The organism is Pseudomonas sp. GM18 (assembly GCF_000282195.1).
GTDB lineage: Bacteria > Pseudomonadota > Gammaproteobacteria > Pseudomonadales > Pseudomonadaceae > Aquipseudomonas.
The window spans coordinates 79,538-95,486 of sequence record NZ_AKJT01000025.1 but is presented as its reverse complement, the minus strand read 5'-3'; the positions used below and the strand labels follow the sequence as shown (position 1 = coordinate 95,486).

13 protein-coding genes and 5 tRNA genes are annotated in these 15,949 nt (G+C 59.6%); 14 read left to right on the top strand and 4 right to left on the bottom strand.

Annotated features, from left to right (window positions below; all coding sequences use genetic code 11):
• Window positions 1-12 precede the first annotated feature (12 nt).
• Window positions 13-2,598, top strand: coding sequence for a bifunctional diguanylate cyclase/phosphodiesterase (locus PMI21_RS22210; protein ID WP_007935223.1), 2,586 nt, complete (start codon window positions 13-15; stop codon window positions 2,596-2,598).
• A 176-nt stretch (window positions 2,599-2,774) separates the two neighbouring features.
• Entirely contained in the window at window positions 2,775-3,614 is an 840-nt protein-coding gene (locus tag PMI21_RS22215) for an arylamine N-acetyltransferase family protein (protein WP_007935222.1), read from the top strand.
• A gap of 69 nt (window positions 3,615-3,683) precedes the next feature.
• Here the strand turns inward: PMI21_RS22215 and PMI21_RS22220 are convergent, their stop codons facing one another.
• On the bottom strand, window positions 3,684-4,028 hold the full coding sequence (locus PMI21_RS22220) for a BrnA antitoxin family protein (RefSeq protein WP_007935221.1): 345 nt from the start codon (window positions 4,026-4,028) through the stop codon (window positions 3,684-3,686).
• Window positions 4,029-4,366: 338 nt separating this feature from the next.
• Here PMI21_RS22220 and PMI21_RS22225 point away from each other — a divergent pair, with 338 nt between their 5' ends.
• Window positions 4,367-5,884, top strand: a complete 1,518-nt coding sequence (locus PMI21_RS22225; protein WP_007935218.1) for a nucleobase:cation symporter-2 family protein — start codon at window positions 4,367-4,369, stop codon at window positions 5,882-5,884.
• Between the two features lie 183 nt (window positions 5,885-6,067).
• Here PMI21_RS22225 and PMI21_RS22230 read toward each other — a convergent pair.
• Window positions 6,068-6,143, bottom strand: a tRNA-Asn gene (locus PMI21_RS22230).
• A 225-nt stretch (window positions 6,144-6,368) separates the two neighbouring features.
• Here PMI21_RS22230 and PMI21_RS22235 point away from each other — a divergent pair.
• A complete protein-coding gene (locus tag PMI21_RS22235) occupies window positions 6,369-6,599 on the top strand; it encodes a hypothetical protein (protein WP_007935216.1) in 231 nt (76 codons plus the stop codon).
• Here the strand turns inward: PMI21_RS22235 and PMI21_RS22240 are convergent.
• Both PMI21_RS22240 and PMI21_RS22245 read right to left on the bottom strand, forming a co-directional pair.
• The gene (locus PMI21_RS22240; protein ID WP_007935214.1) at window positions 6,596-6,796 is read right to left on the bottom strand and encodes a hypothetical protein; all 201 of its coding nucleotides are present in this window, start codon (window positions 6,794-6,796) and stop codon (window positions 6,596-6,598) included. The two genes, PMI21_RS22235 and PMI21_RS22240, sit on opposite strands and share 4 nt — an antisense overlap.
• 135 nt (window positions 6,797-6,931) lie before the next feature.
• Entirely contained in the window at window positions 6,932-8,128 is a 1,197-nt protein-coding gene (locus PMI21_RS22245; RefSeq protein WP_007935212.1) for an amino acid aminotransferase, read from the bottom strand.
• Between the two features lie 336 nt (window positions 8,129-8,464).
• On the opposite strand from PMI21_RS22245, the gene uvrB reads away from it, so the two are divergent.
• The 10 genes from uvrB (at window position 8,465) to PMI21_RS22295 (ending at window position 15,932) form a co-directional block, all read left to right on the top strand.
• Window positions 8,465-10,480: an excinuclease ABC subunit UvrB gene (gene uvrB / locus PMI21_RS22250; RefSeq protein ID WP_007935210.1), complete on the top strand. Its 2,016-nt coding sequence runs from the start codon at window positions 8,465-8,467 to the stop codon at window positions 10,478-10,480.
• Window positions 10,481-10,591: 111 nt separating this feature from the next.
• Entirely contained in the window at window positions 10,592-12,073 is a 1,482-nt protein-coding gene (gene gltX, locus PMI21_RS22255; RefSeq protein WP_007935208.1) for a glutamate--tRNA ligase, read from the top strand.
• A 190-nt stretch (window positions 12,074-12,263) separates the two neighbouring features.
• Window positions 12,264-12,339, top strand: a tRNA-Ala gene (locus PMI21_RS22260).
• Between the two features lie 79 nt (window positions 12,340-12,418).
• Window positions 12,419-12,494 (top strand) — tRNA-Glu (locus tag PMI21_RS22265).
• A gap of 53 nt (window positions 12,495-12,547) precedes the next feature.
• Window positions 12,548-12,623 (top strand) — tRNA-Ala (locus tag PMI21_RS22270).
• Between the two features lie 80 nt (window positions 12,624-12,703).
• A tRNA-Glu gene (locus PMI21_RS22275) sits at window positions 12,704-12,779 on the top strand.
• Between the two features lie 182 nt (window positions 12,780-12,961).
• Window positions 12,962-13,501, top strand: a complete 540-nt coding sequence (locus tag PMI21_RS22280; protein WP_007935206.1) for a TetR/AcrR family transcriptional regulator — start codon at window positions 12,962-12,964, stop codon at window positions 13,499-13,501.
• A 31-nt stretch (window positions 13,502-13,532) separates the two neighbouring features.
• Complete coding sequence (locus PMI21_RS22285) at window positions 13,533-14,366, top strand: alpha/beta fold hydrolase (RefSeq protein WP_007935204.1); 834 nt, start codon at window positions 13,533-13,535, stop codon at window positions 14,364-14,366.
• 48 nt (window positions 14,367-14,414) lie between these two features.
• Window positions 14,415-14,852, top strand: a complete 438-nt coding sequence (locus PMI21_RS22290) for an acyl-CoA thioesterase (RefSeq protein ID WP_007935202.1) — start codon at window positions 14,415-14,417, stop codon at window positions 14,850-14,852.
• Between the two features lie 120 nt (window positions 14,853-14,972).
• Window positions 14,973-15,932 carry a tRNA dihydrouridine synthase gene (locus tag PMI21_RS22295; protein WP_007935194.1) on the top strand — a complete coding sequence of 320 codons (960 nt, stop codon included), beginning with the start codon at window positions 14,973-14,975 and terminating at the stop codon, window positions 15,930-15,932.
• The last annotated feature ends 17 nt before the right edge of the window (window positions 15,933-15,949 follow it).

Below are 15,949 nucleotides of genomic sequence, written 5' to 3'. Positions count from 1 at the left end.
AGGAACAAGTGCATGGATTTGTCTGCCGTTACCACCGCTGCACCTGCGCGCCATACCCCGATTACCCGCAACCTGATGTTGGTGGTCGGTCTGTTGTTTGTGGTTGGGGTACTGATCGCGCTGATCGCCCTGTTCAGTATTGCCGGGCGGCTCGATACCGAGGACCTGGCCAAGACCACGTTTTATACCCAGCGCGCGCTGGAAAACCGCATCACCGCCACGAAAAACTACATCGCCAGTTATGCCAACTGGACAACGGCCTACGATCACCTGAACGGCGAGGTCGATGTGCAGTGGGCCTACGTCGAGCAGAACCTGGGTAAAACCCTGTTCACCATGGACCACTACGAGGGTGTTTTCGTGGTCGATGTTCAGCGAACAAAATACGCTGTGGTGCGCGGGCTTCAGGTACAGGAGGAGGCGGCGGCTTACCTGTCGACAACGATGGCAACGCTCATTGACGAGGTTCAGAGTCAGGAGAGCCTCATCAAACCCGTCAGCCGCTACACCTTGTTCGAGGGCAAACCCGCGCTGTTGTCAGCCGCCGCGATTGTGCCCAATGACGAACGCCCGGCGGTCGATCCCAAAAGCACTTCGGTGCTTATATACGTCGACCAACTGAACCCTGAAAAGCTCAGCGCCTTGAGCGCCGATTACGGTTTGCACGACCTGAGCCTGACGCCCGACAACGCCATCGCTCCCGGTCAGCCCGCCATTGCCCTTGCTGGCACCGGCTACAGTCTGGTCTCGCGGCTCGATCGACCGGGTCATCAATTGCTCTGGTCGCTGCTGCCGCCACTGGGCGGGGCGCTGCTGGTTCTGGCGTTGTTGACCGCGTACTTCTTTCGCTATGTCCTGCGCACGTCCGGGCATGTGGATGCCAGTTACACCAGCCTCGATTTGTCGAATCAGGCGCTGGAGGCCAGTGAAGAGCGTTTTCGTGCGGTGGCCGAGGCCGCGTCCGACTGGATCTGGGAAATCGACGACCAGCATCGCATCACGTATCTGTCGGGGCGCTTCAGCACCGTCACCGGGTTCTCCGATCAGCAGTGGCTGGGGCAGAACATCGGGCAATTGCTCAATTGCGATACGACGCCGTTGTCGCTGTGGCTGAACAAACTCGATGAAGAGCAAGCCGTCAGCCATTTGCGCTGTTCCTACCGCGATCAATCAGGGCAACAGCGGGTCTGCCGGGTGTCGGCACGGCCGATCCAGCGCAAGGGCGCGGTGCTGGGTTATCGCGGAACGGCCAGCGACATTACCGATGAAGTCGCCGCCCATGCGCAGATCCAGCATCTGTCATTGCACGATGCCCTGACTGGTCTGCCGAACCGCAACAAACTGGCGCGTTTTCTCGATGAGGCGCTGGCACTGAAAGAGCAGTCGACGGCGCTGACGTTGTTGATGATCGACCTGGACAACTTCAAGCCGATCAACGATTCCCTCGGCCACCCGGCCGGCGATGCGGTATTGCTGGAAGTCGCCACCCGTTTTCGCGAGTGCACGCGAGACATTGACCTGGTCGCCCGACTGGGGGGCGACGAGTTCGTGCTGGTGCTCCATGGCATGGACAGCCACGCGGAAATCGACCGGTTTTGCGAGCGCTTGCTCGACAGCCTGCATCAGCCGATTCACTACGACCATCACTCGCTGCACATCGGCGCGAGCATCGGTATCGCCTTGAGTCGGCGCCAGGGGCATATTCCGCAGGAGCTGATTCGGTGTGCCGATATCGCGTTGTATCAGGCCAAATCCGATGGCAAGAAGACCTGGTGCTATTTTGCCGCGCACATGAACGATCAGATCCAGCATCGCCGGCAACTGGAAAACGACCTGCGTCGGGCGATCAAGAACAACGAATTCGTCATGCATTACCAGCCGCGTTATCACGTCGATGGCAAGCAGATCGTCTCGGTCGAAGCGCTGCTGCGTTGGCAGCATCCGGTGCAAGGCTTGTTGAGCCCCGATGCGTTTATCCCGCTGGCCGAGCAGACCGATCTGATCGTGCCGCTGGGTCGCTGGGTGTTGCGCGAGGCGTGCGAGACGGCCCTGACCTGGCCTGGCGCGATGATGGTGTCGGTCAACCTGTCCCCGGTGCAATTTGCCCGTAGCGATGTGATCGAGGACGTGCGCGAAGTGTTGATCCAGACCCGCTTGCCCGCCAGTCGGCTGGAGCTGGAGATCACTGAAAATGTGATGCTCAACGACGTCGATGGTGCACTGGCGACCATGAACGCACTCAAGGAGTTGGGCGTGCGGTTGAACATGGACGACTTCGGCACCGGTTATTCTTCGTTGGGTTACCTGCGCACGTATCCGTTCGACGGGATCAAGATCGACAAGCGCTTCATATCGTCCATGGGCAGCGGCAGCAACGATCGCGCCGTGGTGCAGGCGATCATCAACCTGGGCAAGGCGATGGGCCTGACCGTAACTGCAGAAGGTGTCGAGACGCTTGAGCAACTGGACTTCCTGATCTCGGATCAGTGCCATGAAGTGCAGGGGTATTACCTCAGTCGTCCGGTGGACCAATATGCGCTGCTGCCGCTGCTCAAGGCCTCGCAGGAAGATTTTCCGCTGCAGGGAGCGCACCTTTAGTCGCCTGTTTCTTTATTTACAAGGGGCCAGCGTTGACGCCTGGGTTCGCGCAAACGGCGATAGTTTTAGCGTGTGCGGCGATTGGCGAAATCAATTATCGGCCCGAGCGCTTTTTCCCTTATACATGGCGGCCATCGGCGGAGCGATCCGCAGGCTCCATGCATAAGGATTGAGCGATGAGCGAACCACAACTGACAAATCTTGCGCTGTACCTGCAACGCCTGCGTTTCGACGCGCCCCCGGCGCCGACCCTGGAAACCCTGCGTCAACTGCAGTTGCGCCACACCGGTGCCTTTGCGTTCGAAAACCTCACCACGCTGTTGGGGCAACCGGTACTCATCGATCTGCCGTCCATTGAGCAGAAAGTCCTGCACGACGGCCGCGGCGGTTACTGCTACGAGCTCAACAATCTGTTCCTGGCCTTGTTGCAGACGCTGGGTTTCGAGGCGCGCGGCATCACCGGCCGTGTGGTCATGAACCAGCCCGAAGGCGCATGGACCGCACGCACTCACCGCCTGAGCCTGGTCACCCTCGACGGCGTGCGCTACATCACCGACGTCGGCTTTGGCGGCATGGTGCCCACCGCACCGTTGATGCTCGACACCGAGGCCGAACAGCTGACCCCCCACGAACCCTATCGCATCGAACAGCATGCAGACGGCTACACCCTGCGTGCCAACGTTGGCGGTGAATGGCGGGCGATGTACATCTTCGATCTGCAGCGTCAGGAAGACATCGATTACACCCTCGGCAACTGGTACGTCTCGACTCATCCCGAATCATCCTTCGTCAAACAACTGATGGTGGCGCGGACGGGGGAGGGATGGCGACGCACGCTGAACAACGGCAGTTTTGCCATTCACCGCATGGGCAGCGAGAGCGAGCGGCGGCAGGTGACGGATGTGGATGAGTTGATCGGGTTGCTGGAACGTGAATTCGAAATTCGGGTGCCGGCGAAGGAGGCGTTGAAACCGGTGCTGGAGCGGTTGATTGAGCCTGTGTCAAAGGCAAACTGAGCACCACGCGAAGGGGCGGATTTGATCAATCCGCCCCTTTTTCATTGGGCCGGTTCAAGCGGTTTGTGTCTAGGAACGAACTTCCAGCTCCATCACGTGATGGATTTCGCCGAGGACCTCTGACAGTTTTTTCTCCAGGCTTTTCAGCTCCGAGGCGGTTATGCCTTTTTTGAAATGCCCGACATTTGCAACAGCAGCGTTCTGATCGGGCTTCGCCGCTTTGCCTTTATCGCTGAGCAACGCCTGGCGCAAGGTGTTGTTGATCACGGTCTGGTAGCCATATCCCTCGCTCTCTGCCAGAGCACGCGCGGCCTCTATGACGACATCGTCGAGCATGATGGTGATTCGGGTCTTGCCTTTGCCGGAGGCAACCGCTCCGTGCTTGGCGTTGCTGAAGTCGTATTCGTCTTTCATCGATCAAGCTTCCATATAGTGGAGTGGCGACAGCTTGTTGGCCGCGTTCTTTGCCTTGTGATACTGAATTTCGAATGACTTCATTATGCATACTTTATATGTATAGGTGAGAGGGCGGCCGTGCCGGCGGTCGCTTGGAAAGCTAAAGATTAGCGGTGGAGAGGGGCTGGGGCGGAAGGATGTATTTCAAGAGTTTTTGGGCTGGAGGCGCTACGGCTAAAGGGTGGCGTGGACAAGTGTCCATAATCTGACTAATTAGTTGTATACAACTCTATAGACATTTGTCTTGAGTATTGAATACAGTGTGCGCACAACAAAAACCAGGGAACCTCCCAACCATGAAAACGCCCCATGTTTCAAACCAACGGCCCGAGGACGAAAACCTCGGGATCGGCGCGAATATGGCTTATGGCCTGCAACACGTTCTGACCATGTACGGCGGTATCGTCGCGGTGCCTTTGATCATCGGCCAGGCGGCCGGGCTCTCGCCGGCGGACATCGGTTTGTTGATTGCTGCTTCATTGTTTGCAGGGGGGCTGGCGACATTGCTGCAAACCCTGGGTTTGCCGTTTTTCGGTTGTCAGTTGCCGCTGGTGCAGGGCGTGTCGTTCTCCGGCGTTGCGACCATGGTCGCGATTGTCAGCAGTGGCGGGGAGGGGGGCTTTCAGTCGATTCTCGGGGCGGTGATTGCCGCGTCGCTGATTGGCTTGCTGATCACGCCGGTGTTCTCGCGGATTACCAAGTTCTTTCCGCCGCTGGTGACGGGCATTGTGATCACCACCATCGGCCTGACGCTGATGCCGGTGGCCGCGCGTTGGGCCATGGGTGGCAACAGCCATGCGCCGGATTTCGGCAGCATGGCGAACATCGGTCTGGCGGCGGTGACGCTGGTGCTGGTGCTGCTTCTGAGCAAGATCGGCAGCGCGACCATCTCCCGTTTGTCGATCCTGCTGGCGATGGTCATCGGCACGGTCATCGCCGTGTTCCTCGGCATGGCGGATTTCTCATCCGTCACCCAGGGCCCGATGTTCGGTTTCCCGGCACCGTTCCATTTCGGCATGCCGACCTTCCACTTTGCCGCGATCCTGTCGATGTGCATCGTGGTCATGGTGACCCTGGTGGAAACCTCGGCCGACATCCTCGCCGTCGGTGAAATCATCGGCACCAAGGTCGACTCCAAACGCCTGGGCAATGGCCTGCGCGCCGACATGCTGTCGAGCATGATCGCGCCGATCTTCGGCTCCTTCACTCAAAGCGCCTTCGCCCAGAACGTCGGGCTGGTGGCGGTCACCGGGATCAAGAGCCGTTTCGTGGTGGCCACCGGTGGTGTATTCCTGGTGGTGCTTGGATTGTTGCCATTCATGGGCCGGGTCATCGCTGCTGTGCCGACCTCCGTACTCGGCGGCGCCGGGATCGTACTGTTTGGCACTGTCGCCGCCAGCGGCATTCGGACACTGTCCAAGGTCGACTACCGCAACAACGTCAACCTGATCATCGTCGCCACTTCCATCGGTTTCGGCATGATCCCCATCGCCGCCCCGAACTTCTACGACCACTTCCCCAGCTGGTTCTCGACGATCTTCCACTCGGGCATCAGCTCCTCGGCGATCATGGCCATCGTGCTTAACCTGACCTTCAACCACCTCACGGCCGGCAACTCGGACCAGCAATCGGTGTTTGCCGCCGGTACTGAACGAGTCCTGCGTTATCAAGACCTCGCGGCGCTGCGTGAAGGGGATTACTTCAGCGAAGGTAAACTGCGCGACTGCGACGGGAATGAGATTCCGGTGGTGGAGACGGACCATGGGCATGCCGAGCTGCGAGCGGTGCATGCGAAAAGCAGTGAGCATGTCTAAAGACTGGTAGAGCAAAAGATCGCAGCCTGCGGCAGCTCCTACAAAATTTGTGTTCGCCCGATGATTCGCGGATGTACACGATTCCCATGTAGGAGCTGTCGCAGGCTGCGATCTTTTGACTTTCTGGCAAGCACAAAAAAGCCCCTGAACCTTTCGATTCAGGGGCTTTTCGATTTTTCTGTCTGGCTCCACGACCTGGACTCGAACCAGGGACCCAGTGATTAACAGTCACTTGCTCTACCAACTGAGCTATCGCGGAATGGCGTGTATGTTACTGATTCAAAAAGAGAAGTCAAGCCTCTGTTGGCAAATTGATGTTTTCATCGGATCAGAGGGGGTTATCGGCCATCGGCGGTTACCAGAAGCGCGGTAGAGGTCTACCATGGCTGCCCGGAAGTGGTGACACGCGCTGCCGGCCCTCAGCCGAAAAGGTAAGCGCCATGAATCACCCAGCCTTCACACCTCAAAATAGCGAGGTGTTCGCATGAGCATCGCTCAGATCAGCCTGCCCAAAGGGGTCGGCCCGCACGCCGAGAAACTGTTCGACGCAATCACTCAGGCCGGCACCGCTGACGAGCTGAACCGCGCAGGCGGCAAGGCCGAAGGTTTTGTCCTGGGGCTGGAAAGCACCAAGGCGATCAAAAGCCAGGTGGCCGAGTCGCTTTATGTAGCCTATGACGATGCGGCCAGCCAGCGTGCGAGCGAATTGGCTTAACCGCCAAAAGTGATGGTGCCGAGCATCAGCTTGGCATATAGCATCGTGGCAGCCAGTTGCACCAGCCACAACGCCAGGCCGCCAAGGAACACGCCCGCGGCTACTTGCAGCACCAGGTTATTACCGCGTTTGGCCGAGGAGCGGGGCACGAAGTGGTCCAGCTCGTCGCGGTCGGCGCGTAGGTCATCGTTTTTCATGTGGGTTCTCGCAAGAATTCTCGGGTGTACTCATAACCTGAGTTTAAAGGGCACAGCGGCTGCTTTGAGATTTATCTGAGACCAATAAAAAACGGGAAGCCATTTCGGCTTCCCGTTTTCATGTCACGCGACGACTCAGATCACCTGAACGATGGCCTTGGTCACGGCGTCGATGTTGCTCTGGTTCAGCGCGGCAACGCAGATGCGGCCGGTGTCCAGGGCGTAGATGCCGAACTCGTTGCGCAGACGGGTCACTTGCTCAACCGTCAGGCCGGAGTAGGAGAACATGCCGCGCTGGCGACCGACGAAGCTGAAATCACGCTGTGGAGCGTTTTTCGCCAGCAGGTCGACCATCTGAGTGCGCATGCCACGAATCCGCAGGCGCATTTCTGCCAGTTCTTCTTCCCACTGGGCGCGCAATACCGGGCTGTTCAGCACAGCGGCGACGATGCTTGCACCGTGGGTCGGCGGGTTGGAGTAGTTGGTGCGGATCACGCGTTTGACTTGCGACAGCACGCGCGCGCTTTCTTCTTTCGATTCGCTGACGATCGACAGGGCGCCAACGCGCTCGCCGTACAACGAGAAGGATTTGGAGAACGAGCTGGAAACGAAGAAGGTCAGGTCCGACTCGGCGAACAGGCGCACGGCAGCGGCGTCTTCATCGATACCGTCGCCAAAGCCCTGGTAGGCCATGTCGAGGAACGGTACGTGACCTTTGGCTTTCACCACGTCCAGCACGTTTTTCCAGTCCGCCGGGCTCAGGTCGACGCCGGTCGGGTTGTGGCAGCAAGCGTGCAGCACAACGATGGAGCCGGACGGCAGAGCGTTCAGGTCTTCCAGCAGGCCCGCGCGGTTAACGTCGTGGGTGGCGGCGTCATAGTAGCGATAGTTCTGCACCGGGAAACCGGCGGTTTCGAACAGTGCGCGGTGGTTTTCCCAGCTCGGGTCGCTGATCGCTACGACGGCATTCGGCAGCAGTTGCTTGAGGAAGTCGGCACCGATTTTCAGCGCGCCGGTACCGCCGACGGCTTGGGTGGTGATGACGCGGCCAGCGGCGATCAGCGGAGAATCATTGCCGAACAGCAGTTTCTGCACGGCCTGGTCGTAGGCGGCGATGCCGTCGATCGGCAAGTAACCACGGGAAACGTGTTGAGCAGCGCGAATCGTCTCGGCTTCGACAACGGCGCGCAGGAGTGGAATTCGCCCCTGCTCGTCGCAGTAAACACCGACCCCCAGGTTGACCTTGTTGGTACGGGTATCGGCATTGAATGCTTCGTTGAGGCCCAGGATTGGATCGCGTGGTGCCATTTCGACAGCGGAGAACAGGCTCATTATTGCGGCGGCTCTGAATGGAGTGTGGAGGGACGTGTCGCGCTCCAGCCGAATGCACTAGAGCGGTGCACAAACGGGGAGCTAGTATAGAGGCCATCAGCGATTGATGGCGACAGGCGATTCGGCTTTTACGGTAAGTTTTTCGAATTATTTTTCGATCGTTGGTCGAGTGACATCGTCAAAGGTTTTACCCGATGTAGGACGTTTGCCTTGAAAGGGATAGCAATCGGCTCCACATTGAGCACAATCCAGTTTTTTCCTCGGGCGACATCGGTCGTTTGCGGTCTTTCTCGTTCCTGTCCGGTGTAACCGGGCAAGAGTGAACCAGAGGTATGTATGTCTGAATTCCAGCTAGTCACCCGCTTCGAGCCCGCCGGCGATCAGCCGGAAGCCATCCGTCTGATGGTCGAGGGCATCGAGGCCGGGCTGGCGCACCAGACGCTGCTCGGTGTGACCGGCTCGGGCAAGACCTTCAGCATCGCCAACGTGATCGCCCAAGTGCAGCGCCCGACGCTGGTGCTGGCGCCAAACAAGACCCTGGCTGCGCAGTTGTACGGCGAGTTCAAGGCGTTCTTCCCGAACAACGCCGTTGAATACTTCGTGTCCTATTACGACTACTACCAGCCCGAAGCCTATGTGCCGTCGTCCGACACCTTCATTGAGAAAGACGCCTCGATCAACGACCACATCGAACAGATGCGCCTGTCCGCGACCAAGGCGCTGCTGGAGCGCAAAGACGCGATCATCGTCACCACGGTGTCGTGCATCTACGGTCTGGGCAGTCCGGAAACCTATTTGAAGATGGTGTTGCACGTGGATCGCGGTGACAAGCTCGACCAGCGTGCGCTGCTGCGTCGCCTGGCTGACCTGCAATACACCCGCAACGACGTAGACTTCGCCCGGGCGACTTTCCGGGTGCGCGGCGATGTGATTGATATCCACCCGGCGGAATCCGATTTTGAGGCGATCCGCATCGAGCTGTTCGATGACGAAGTGGAGAGCCTGTCCGCCTTCGATCCGCTGACGGGCGAAGTCATCCGCAAGCTGCCTCGCTTCACCTTCTATCCGAAGAGCCACTACGTGACGCCGCGGGAAACCCTGCTCGACGCTGTCGAGGGAATCAAGGTCGAGTTGCAGGAGCGCCTGGAATACCTGCGCTCCAACAACAAACTGGTGGAAGCCCAGCGGCTGGAGCAGCGCACTCGTTTCGACCTGGAGATGATTCTGGAGCTGGGTTACTGCAACGGCATCGAAAACTACTCGCGCTACCTGTCGGGCCGTGCATCCGGCGAGGCGCCGCCCACCTTGTTTGACTACCTGCCGGCCGACGCCTTGCTGGTGATCGACGAATCCCACGTCAGCGTGCCGCAGGTCGGTGCCATGTATAAGGGCGACCGGTCCCGTAAGGAAACGCTGGTGGAATACGGCTTCCGCCTGCCATCGGCGCTGGATAACCGGCCGATGCGCTTCGACGAGTTCGAAGGCATCAGCCCGCAGACAATTTTTGTCTCGGCTACGCCAGGCAATTACGAGGCGGAACATGCGGGTCGCGTGGTCGAGCAAGTGGTGCGCCCGACCGGTCTTGTGGACCCGCAGATCGAAATCCGTCCGGCGCTGACTCAGGTCGACGACTTGCTCTCGGAAATTACCAAGCGCGTGGCCCTGGAAGAGCGGGTGCTGGTGACCACGCTGACCAAGCGCATGTCCGAAGATTTGACCGATTACCTGGCCGATCACGGCGTACGCGTGCGTTATCTGCACTCGGACATCGATACCGTGGAGCGGGTCGAGATCATCCGTGACTTGCGCCTCGGCACTTTCGATGTGCTGGTGGGGATCAATCTGCTGCGTGAAGGCCTGGACATGCCGGAAGTTTCGCTGGTGGCGATTCTTGATGCGGACAAGGAGGGTTTCCTGCGCTCCGAGCGCTCGCTGATCCAGACCATTGGCCGGGCGGCACGGAACCTCAATGGCCGGGCGATTTTGTACGCGGATCGCATCACTGGCTCAATGGAGCGGGCAATCGGCGAAACCGAACGTCGTCGCGACAAGCAGATCGCCTTCAACCTGGCCAACGGCATTACGCCCAGAGGGGTGTTCAAGGACGTTGCCGACATCATGGAAGGCGCGACTGTGCCGGGTTCGCGCAGCAAGAAGCGCAAAGGCATGGCCAAGGCCGCCGAGGAAAGCGCCAAATACGAAGCCGAATTGCGCTCGCCGAGCGAGATCACCAAGCGCATTCGTCAGCTGGAAGAGAAGATGTACCAGCTCGCCCGCGACCTGGAATTCGAAGCTGCGGCGCAGCTGCGCGACGAAATCAGCAAGTTGCGGGAGCGGTTGATCGCTGTTTGACGCTGCCCCTGTAGGCGCTTAAATCCTGCACTCACTGGAGCCGGGCCGCTATCGCCTGTTACCATTCGCCTCTTGTTTGATCTTCGCTTTTCATTCTTTTTGAGACATGCCATGACCACCGTCCGCACTCGCATCGCGCCATCGCCTACCGGGGACCCCCACGTAGGTACCGCTTACATCGCTTTGTTCAACTACTGCTTTGCCAAGCAGCATGGCGGTGAGTTCATCCTGCGGATCGAAGACACCGACCAATTGCGTTCGACCCGCGAGTCCGAACAGCAGATTTTCGACGCCCTGCGCTGGTTGGGGATCGACTGGAGCGAAGGCCCGGATGTCGGCGGCCCGCACGGTCCTTACCGTCAGAGCGAGCGCGGCGATATCTACCAGAAGTACTGCCAGCAACTGGTTGACATGGGCCATGCCTTCCCGTGCTTCTGCACCGCCGAAGAGCTGGATCAGATGCGCGCCGAGCAAATGGCCCGCGGTGAGACCCCGCGTTACGACGGCCGTGCGCTGTTGCTGTCCAAGGAAGAAGTCGCGCGCCGCCTGGCCGCCGGCGAGCCACACGTCATCCGCATGAAAGTGCCGACCGAAGGCGTGTGCGTGGTGCCGGACATGCTGCGTGGCGACGTCGAGATCCCGTGGGATCGCATGGACATGCAAGTGCTGATGAAGACCGACGGCCTGCCGACGTACTTCCTGGCCAACGTGGTCGATGACCACCTGATGGGCATCACCCACGTGCTGCGCGGCGAAGAATGGCTGCCCTCGGCACCGAAACTGATCCTGCTGTACGAATACTTCGGCTGGGAACAGCCGCAGCTGTGCTACATGCCGCTGCTGCGTAACCCGGACAAGAGCAAGCTGTCCAAGCGCAAGAACCCGACCTCGGTGACGTTCTACGAGCGCATGGGCTTCATGCCGGAAGCGATGCTCAACTACCTGGGCCGCATGGGCTGGTCGATGCCGGACGAGCGCGAGAAGTTTTCGCTGCAGGAAATGGTCGACAACTTCGACCTGAGCCGCGTCTCGCTTGGCGGGCCGATCTTCGACATCGAGAAACTGTCGTGGCTCAACGGCCAGTGGCTGCGTGACCTGCCGGTGGAAGAGTTCGCCGCTCGCGTGCAGAAGTGGGCGCTGAACCCTGAATACATGATGAAGATCGCGCCGCACGTGCAGGGCCGGGTTGAAACCTTCAGCCAGGTCGCACCGCTGGCCGGCTTCTTCTTCGCCGGTGGTGTGAATCCGGATGCCAAACTGTTCGAATCCAAGAAGCTCTCGGGCGATCAGGTTCGTCAGTTGATGCAATTGATCCTGTGGAAGCTGGAAAGCCTGCGCCAGTGGGAGAAGGACAGCATCACTGCGACGATTCAGGCGGTGGTCGAGTCCCTTGAGTTGAAGCTGCGTGACGCCATGCCGCTGATGTTTGCCGCAATTACCGGGCAAGCCAGTTCGGTGTCGGTGCTCGACGCGATGGAAATCCTCGGCCCGGACCTGACCCGTTTCCGTCTGCGTCAGGCCATCGACCTGCTGGGCGGCGTGTCGAAGAAAGAAAACAAGGGGTGGGAAAAACTCTTGGGCGCTATCGCGTAAGGGTGTTTAACCTTGTGTAGGAGCTGCCGAAGGCTGCGATCTTTTGATCTTGCCCTTCGGCGTCACCCCCATTTTTCGGGGGGAGGGCGGTAAGTGATTGTTATGTCGGCAAAAAATTTTAAATTTTTTGAAAAATAAGTTTGACAGCTTTCCGATGCGCCATTAAGATTCGCCCCGTCCTCAGCGATGAGGGGCTATAGCTCAGCTGGGAGAGCGCTTGCATGGCATGCAAGAGGTCGACGGTTCGATCCCGTCTAGCTCCACCAATTTACACTTCAAGGTCTGGCCACATCGGCCTTGAAGCGATCAGCACTCAGCGTTGATCAGTTGTATAGAAGGGTTTGCGTCCCCTTCGTCTAGTGGCCTAGGACACCGCCCTTTCACGGCGGTAACAGGGGTTCGAGTCCCCTAGGGGACGCCAGTTTTACAGAAGCGATGTTGCAAGATGTCGCTCCGCCGCGAGGCGAAAAATCCGGGGCTATAGCTCAGCTGGGAGAGCGCTTGCATGGCATGCAAGAGGTCGACGGTTCGATCCCGTCTAGCTCCACCAATTTTACAGTTCAAGGTCTGGCCACACCGGCCTTGAATCGATCAGCTCTCAGCACTGATCAGTTGTATAGAAGGGTTTGTGTCCCCTTCGTCTAGTGGCCTAGGACACCGCCCTTTCACGGCGGTAACAGGGGTTCGAGTCCCCTAGGGGACGCCACGATTACCCGCTTTGCGGGATTTTTAAGGGTCATTCAATTATTGAATGGCCCTTTTGTTTGTCTGGCGTTTGGCCAAATCTCCTTTTCCCTCAAAACTGTTCTTCAGACCAGCGGTCACATCCACGACTTGCGAAAAATTATTATGAGAATAATATTCTAGTCGTAATATTCGGAGGCAACGATGAACGATAAAAAAGCTCAAACCCGCGGACGCATCCTCAAGGCTGCCAGTGCAGCGCTGATCCAGCGTGGCCCGGCCGAGCCGAGCGTGGGCGAAGTGATGGGCGCGGCAGGCCTGACGGTCGGCGGTTTCTACGCACACTTCGAAAGCAAGGACGCGTTGATGCTGGAGGCGTTCAAGCAGTTGCTCAGCCATCGTCGTGACTTGATCGCCAACATGGATGCCGAGTTGACCGGCGAAGAGCGTCGCGCGTTGGTCGCAGCGTTCTACCTGTCGCGCAAACACCGTGATTCCACCGAGCAGGCATGCCCGATTCCGGCGTCGGTCGGTGAGCTGGGCCGTCTGCCGGACGAATTCCGCGTGGCGTTGAATGAACATATTGAATTGATGGTCGCGCAGTTGGCGGCCAGCCCGGAAGACACCGACAAAGTTTTGGCCGACATCGCCTTGATGGTGGGTGGTTTGGCGCTGGCGCGGGCGCTGGGGCCAGGAGAGTTGTCCGATCGATTGCTGCGCGCCGCCAAATCGGCGGTGCTGTGACCTAAAGGCATCCAGCCTGAGGAGATGAGCGATGAACACGTTGAGCTGGGTTCGTGGCGTTAATGGCACCTTGGGCTGGTTCGCACCGAAGCTGGTGGCGAGCAAGATGCGTCTGGCATTCATGACCCCGCGGGAATTGCCGCCGCGTGATTGGGAATTGCCGCTGCTGGCGAAATCCGAGCGGATCACCTTGCGATTCGGTCTCTCGGCGCTGCGTTGGGGGCAGGGCCCGGCGGTGTTGTTGATGCACGGCTGGGAAGGTCGGCCAACGCAGTTTGCCGCGCTGATCACGGCGCTGGTCGATGCCGGTTACACCGTGGTCGCCCTGGACGGCCCGGCCCACGGTCGTTCGCCTGGCCGCGAGGCCAATGTGGTGCTGTTCGCCCGGGCCATGCTCGAAGCGGCCGCTGAATTGCCGCCGCTGCAAGCGGTAATCGGTCACTCCATGGGCGGCGCCAGCGCCATGCTCGCGGTTCAGTTGGGCCTGCGCACTGAAACCCTGGTCTCGATCGCTGCCCCGGCGCGAATCCTTGGGGTGCTACGCGGTTTCGCGCGTTATGTGCGCCTGCCGCCCAAAGCCCGTTCGGCGTTCATTCGTCAGGTCGAAAAAGACGTCGGCATGCGTGCCGCTGCGCTGGATGTCGCGCACTACCAGCTCGACATGCCCGGCCTGATTGTCCATGCCGAAGACGACAACTATGTCTCGGTCAAGGAATCCCAATTGATCCACGAAGCCTGGTTCGACAGTCGCTTGTTGCGCCTGGAAGAGGGCGGTCATCAGCGGGTCCTGGCCGATCCTCGGGTGATCGACGGCGTGCTCTCGCTGCTGGCTGGTCGCAGCCTGCAATCGCGCCAATCGGCCTGAGCTTCCGTTACACTGCCCCGGTCGAAATAATCTGACCGGGAGTGGGGCATGGGCTGGGATCGGGCAACGCCGTTTATCATTGATCTGGAAGTGGGCGCCGAAGACATCGACGGGCTGGGCCACGCGAACAACGCGGTGTACGTGACCTGGCTCGAGCGCTGTGCCTGGCGTCACTCGCAGCGGCTGGGCCTGGACCTGGTCGAGTATCGGCGGCTGGACCGGGCAATGGCGGTAGTGCGGCACGAGATCGATTATCTGGCGGCGGCCTACGAAGGCGACGAGCTGCAACTGGCGACCTGGATCGTCGATTGGGACCAGCGCCTGAAAATGACCCGACACTTCCAGCTGATCCGCCCCAGCGACAATTCGACGTTGCTGCGGGCGCAGACCACGTTCGTGTGCATTGAGTTGTCGACCGGCAAGCCCAAGCGCATGCCGGCGGAATTCATCGAAGGCTACGGCCCGGCGTTGCAGCCAACGACCTGACAAAATCCCTCGTAGGAGCTGCCGGAGGCTCGGGCCGCGTTCGGCAGCTCCTACAGGGGCGTGGGTTTAGCGGGCGAAACCCAGTAAACTGCCGCACGTTTTTCGTTGAGTGTGTTTTTCATGCAAATTGCTTTGGCGCCCATGGAGGGGTTGGTCGACAACATCCTGCGGGACGTGCTGACCCGTGTGGGCGGTATCGATTGGTGTGTGACCGAGTTCATTCGGATCAACGATCAGCTGCTCACGCCTGCCTATTACCACAAATTTGGCCCGGAACTGCTGACCGGCGCCCGTACCGCCTCCGGCGTGCCGCTGCGGGTGCAGCTGCTCGGTTCCGATCCGGTGTGCCTGGCGGAAAACGCTGCACTGGCCTGCGAGTTGGGTTCCGAAGTCATCGACCTGAACTTCGGCTGCCCGGCCAAGACCGTCAACAAGTCGCGCGGTGGCGCTGTCCTGCTCAAAGAACCTGAGCTGCTCAACGAAATCGTCGAACATGTCCGTCGCGCGGTGCCAGCACACATTCCAGTGACCGCCAAAATGCGCCTGGGCTTCGACAGTCCCGATGGTTCGCTGGTTTGCGCCACGGCCCTGGCCGAAGGCGGCGCAGCGCACATCGTGGTTCACGCGCGGACCAAAACTGACGGCTACAAGCCTCCGGCCCACTGGGAATGGATCCCGCGGGTGCAGGACGTGGTCAAGGTGCCAGTGTTCGCCAACGGTGACATCTGGAGCGTCGAGGACTGGCGCCGTTGCCGCGAGATCAGCGGCGTCGAAGACATCATGCTCGGTCGCGGCCTGGTGTCGCGCCCGGACCTGGCCCGACAAATCGCCGCCGCCCGCGCCGGTGAGGAGGTCGTCGAGATGACCTGGGCCGAGCTGCTGCCGCTGATTCAGGATTTCTGGCTGCAAGCCAAGGCCCAGATGACACCACGCCAATCGCCGGGTCGCTTGAAGCAGTGGCTGGCGATGCTGACCCGCAATTATCCCGAAGCGGTAGAGTTGTTCAGCGTCCTGCGTCGTGAGACCGAGCTGGATCAGGTCTCGCGTTTACTGGGTTTGCAGGTGTCTGAAGCCGCCTGAATCTGCTTGAAAAAAAT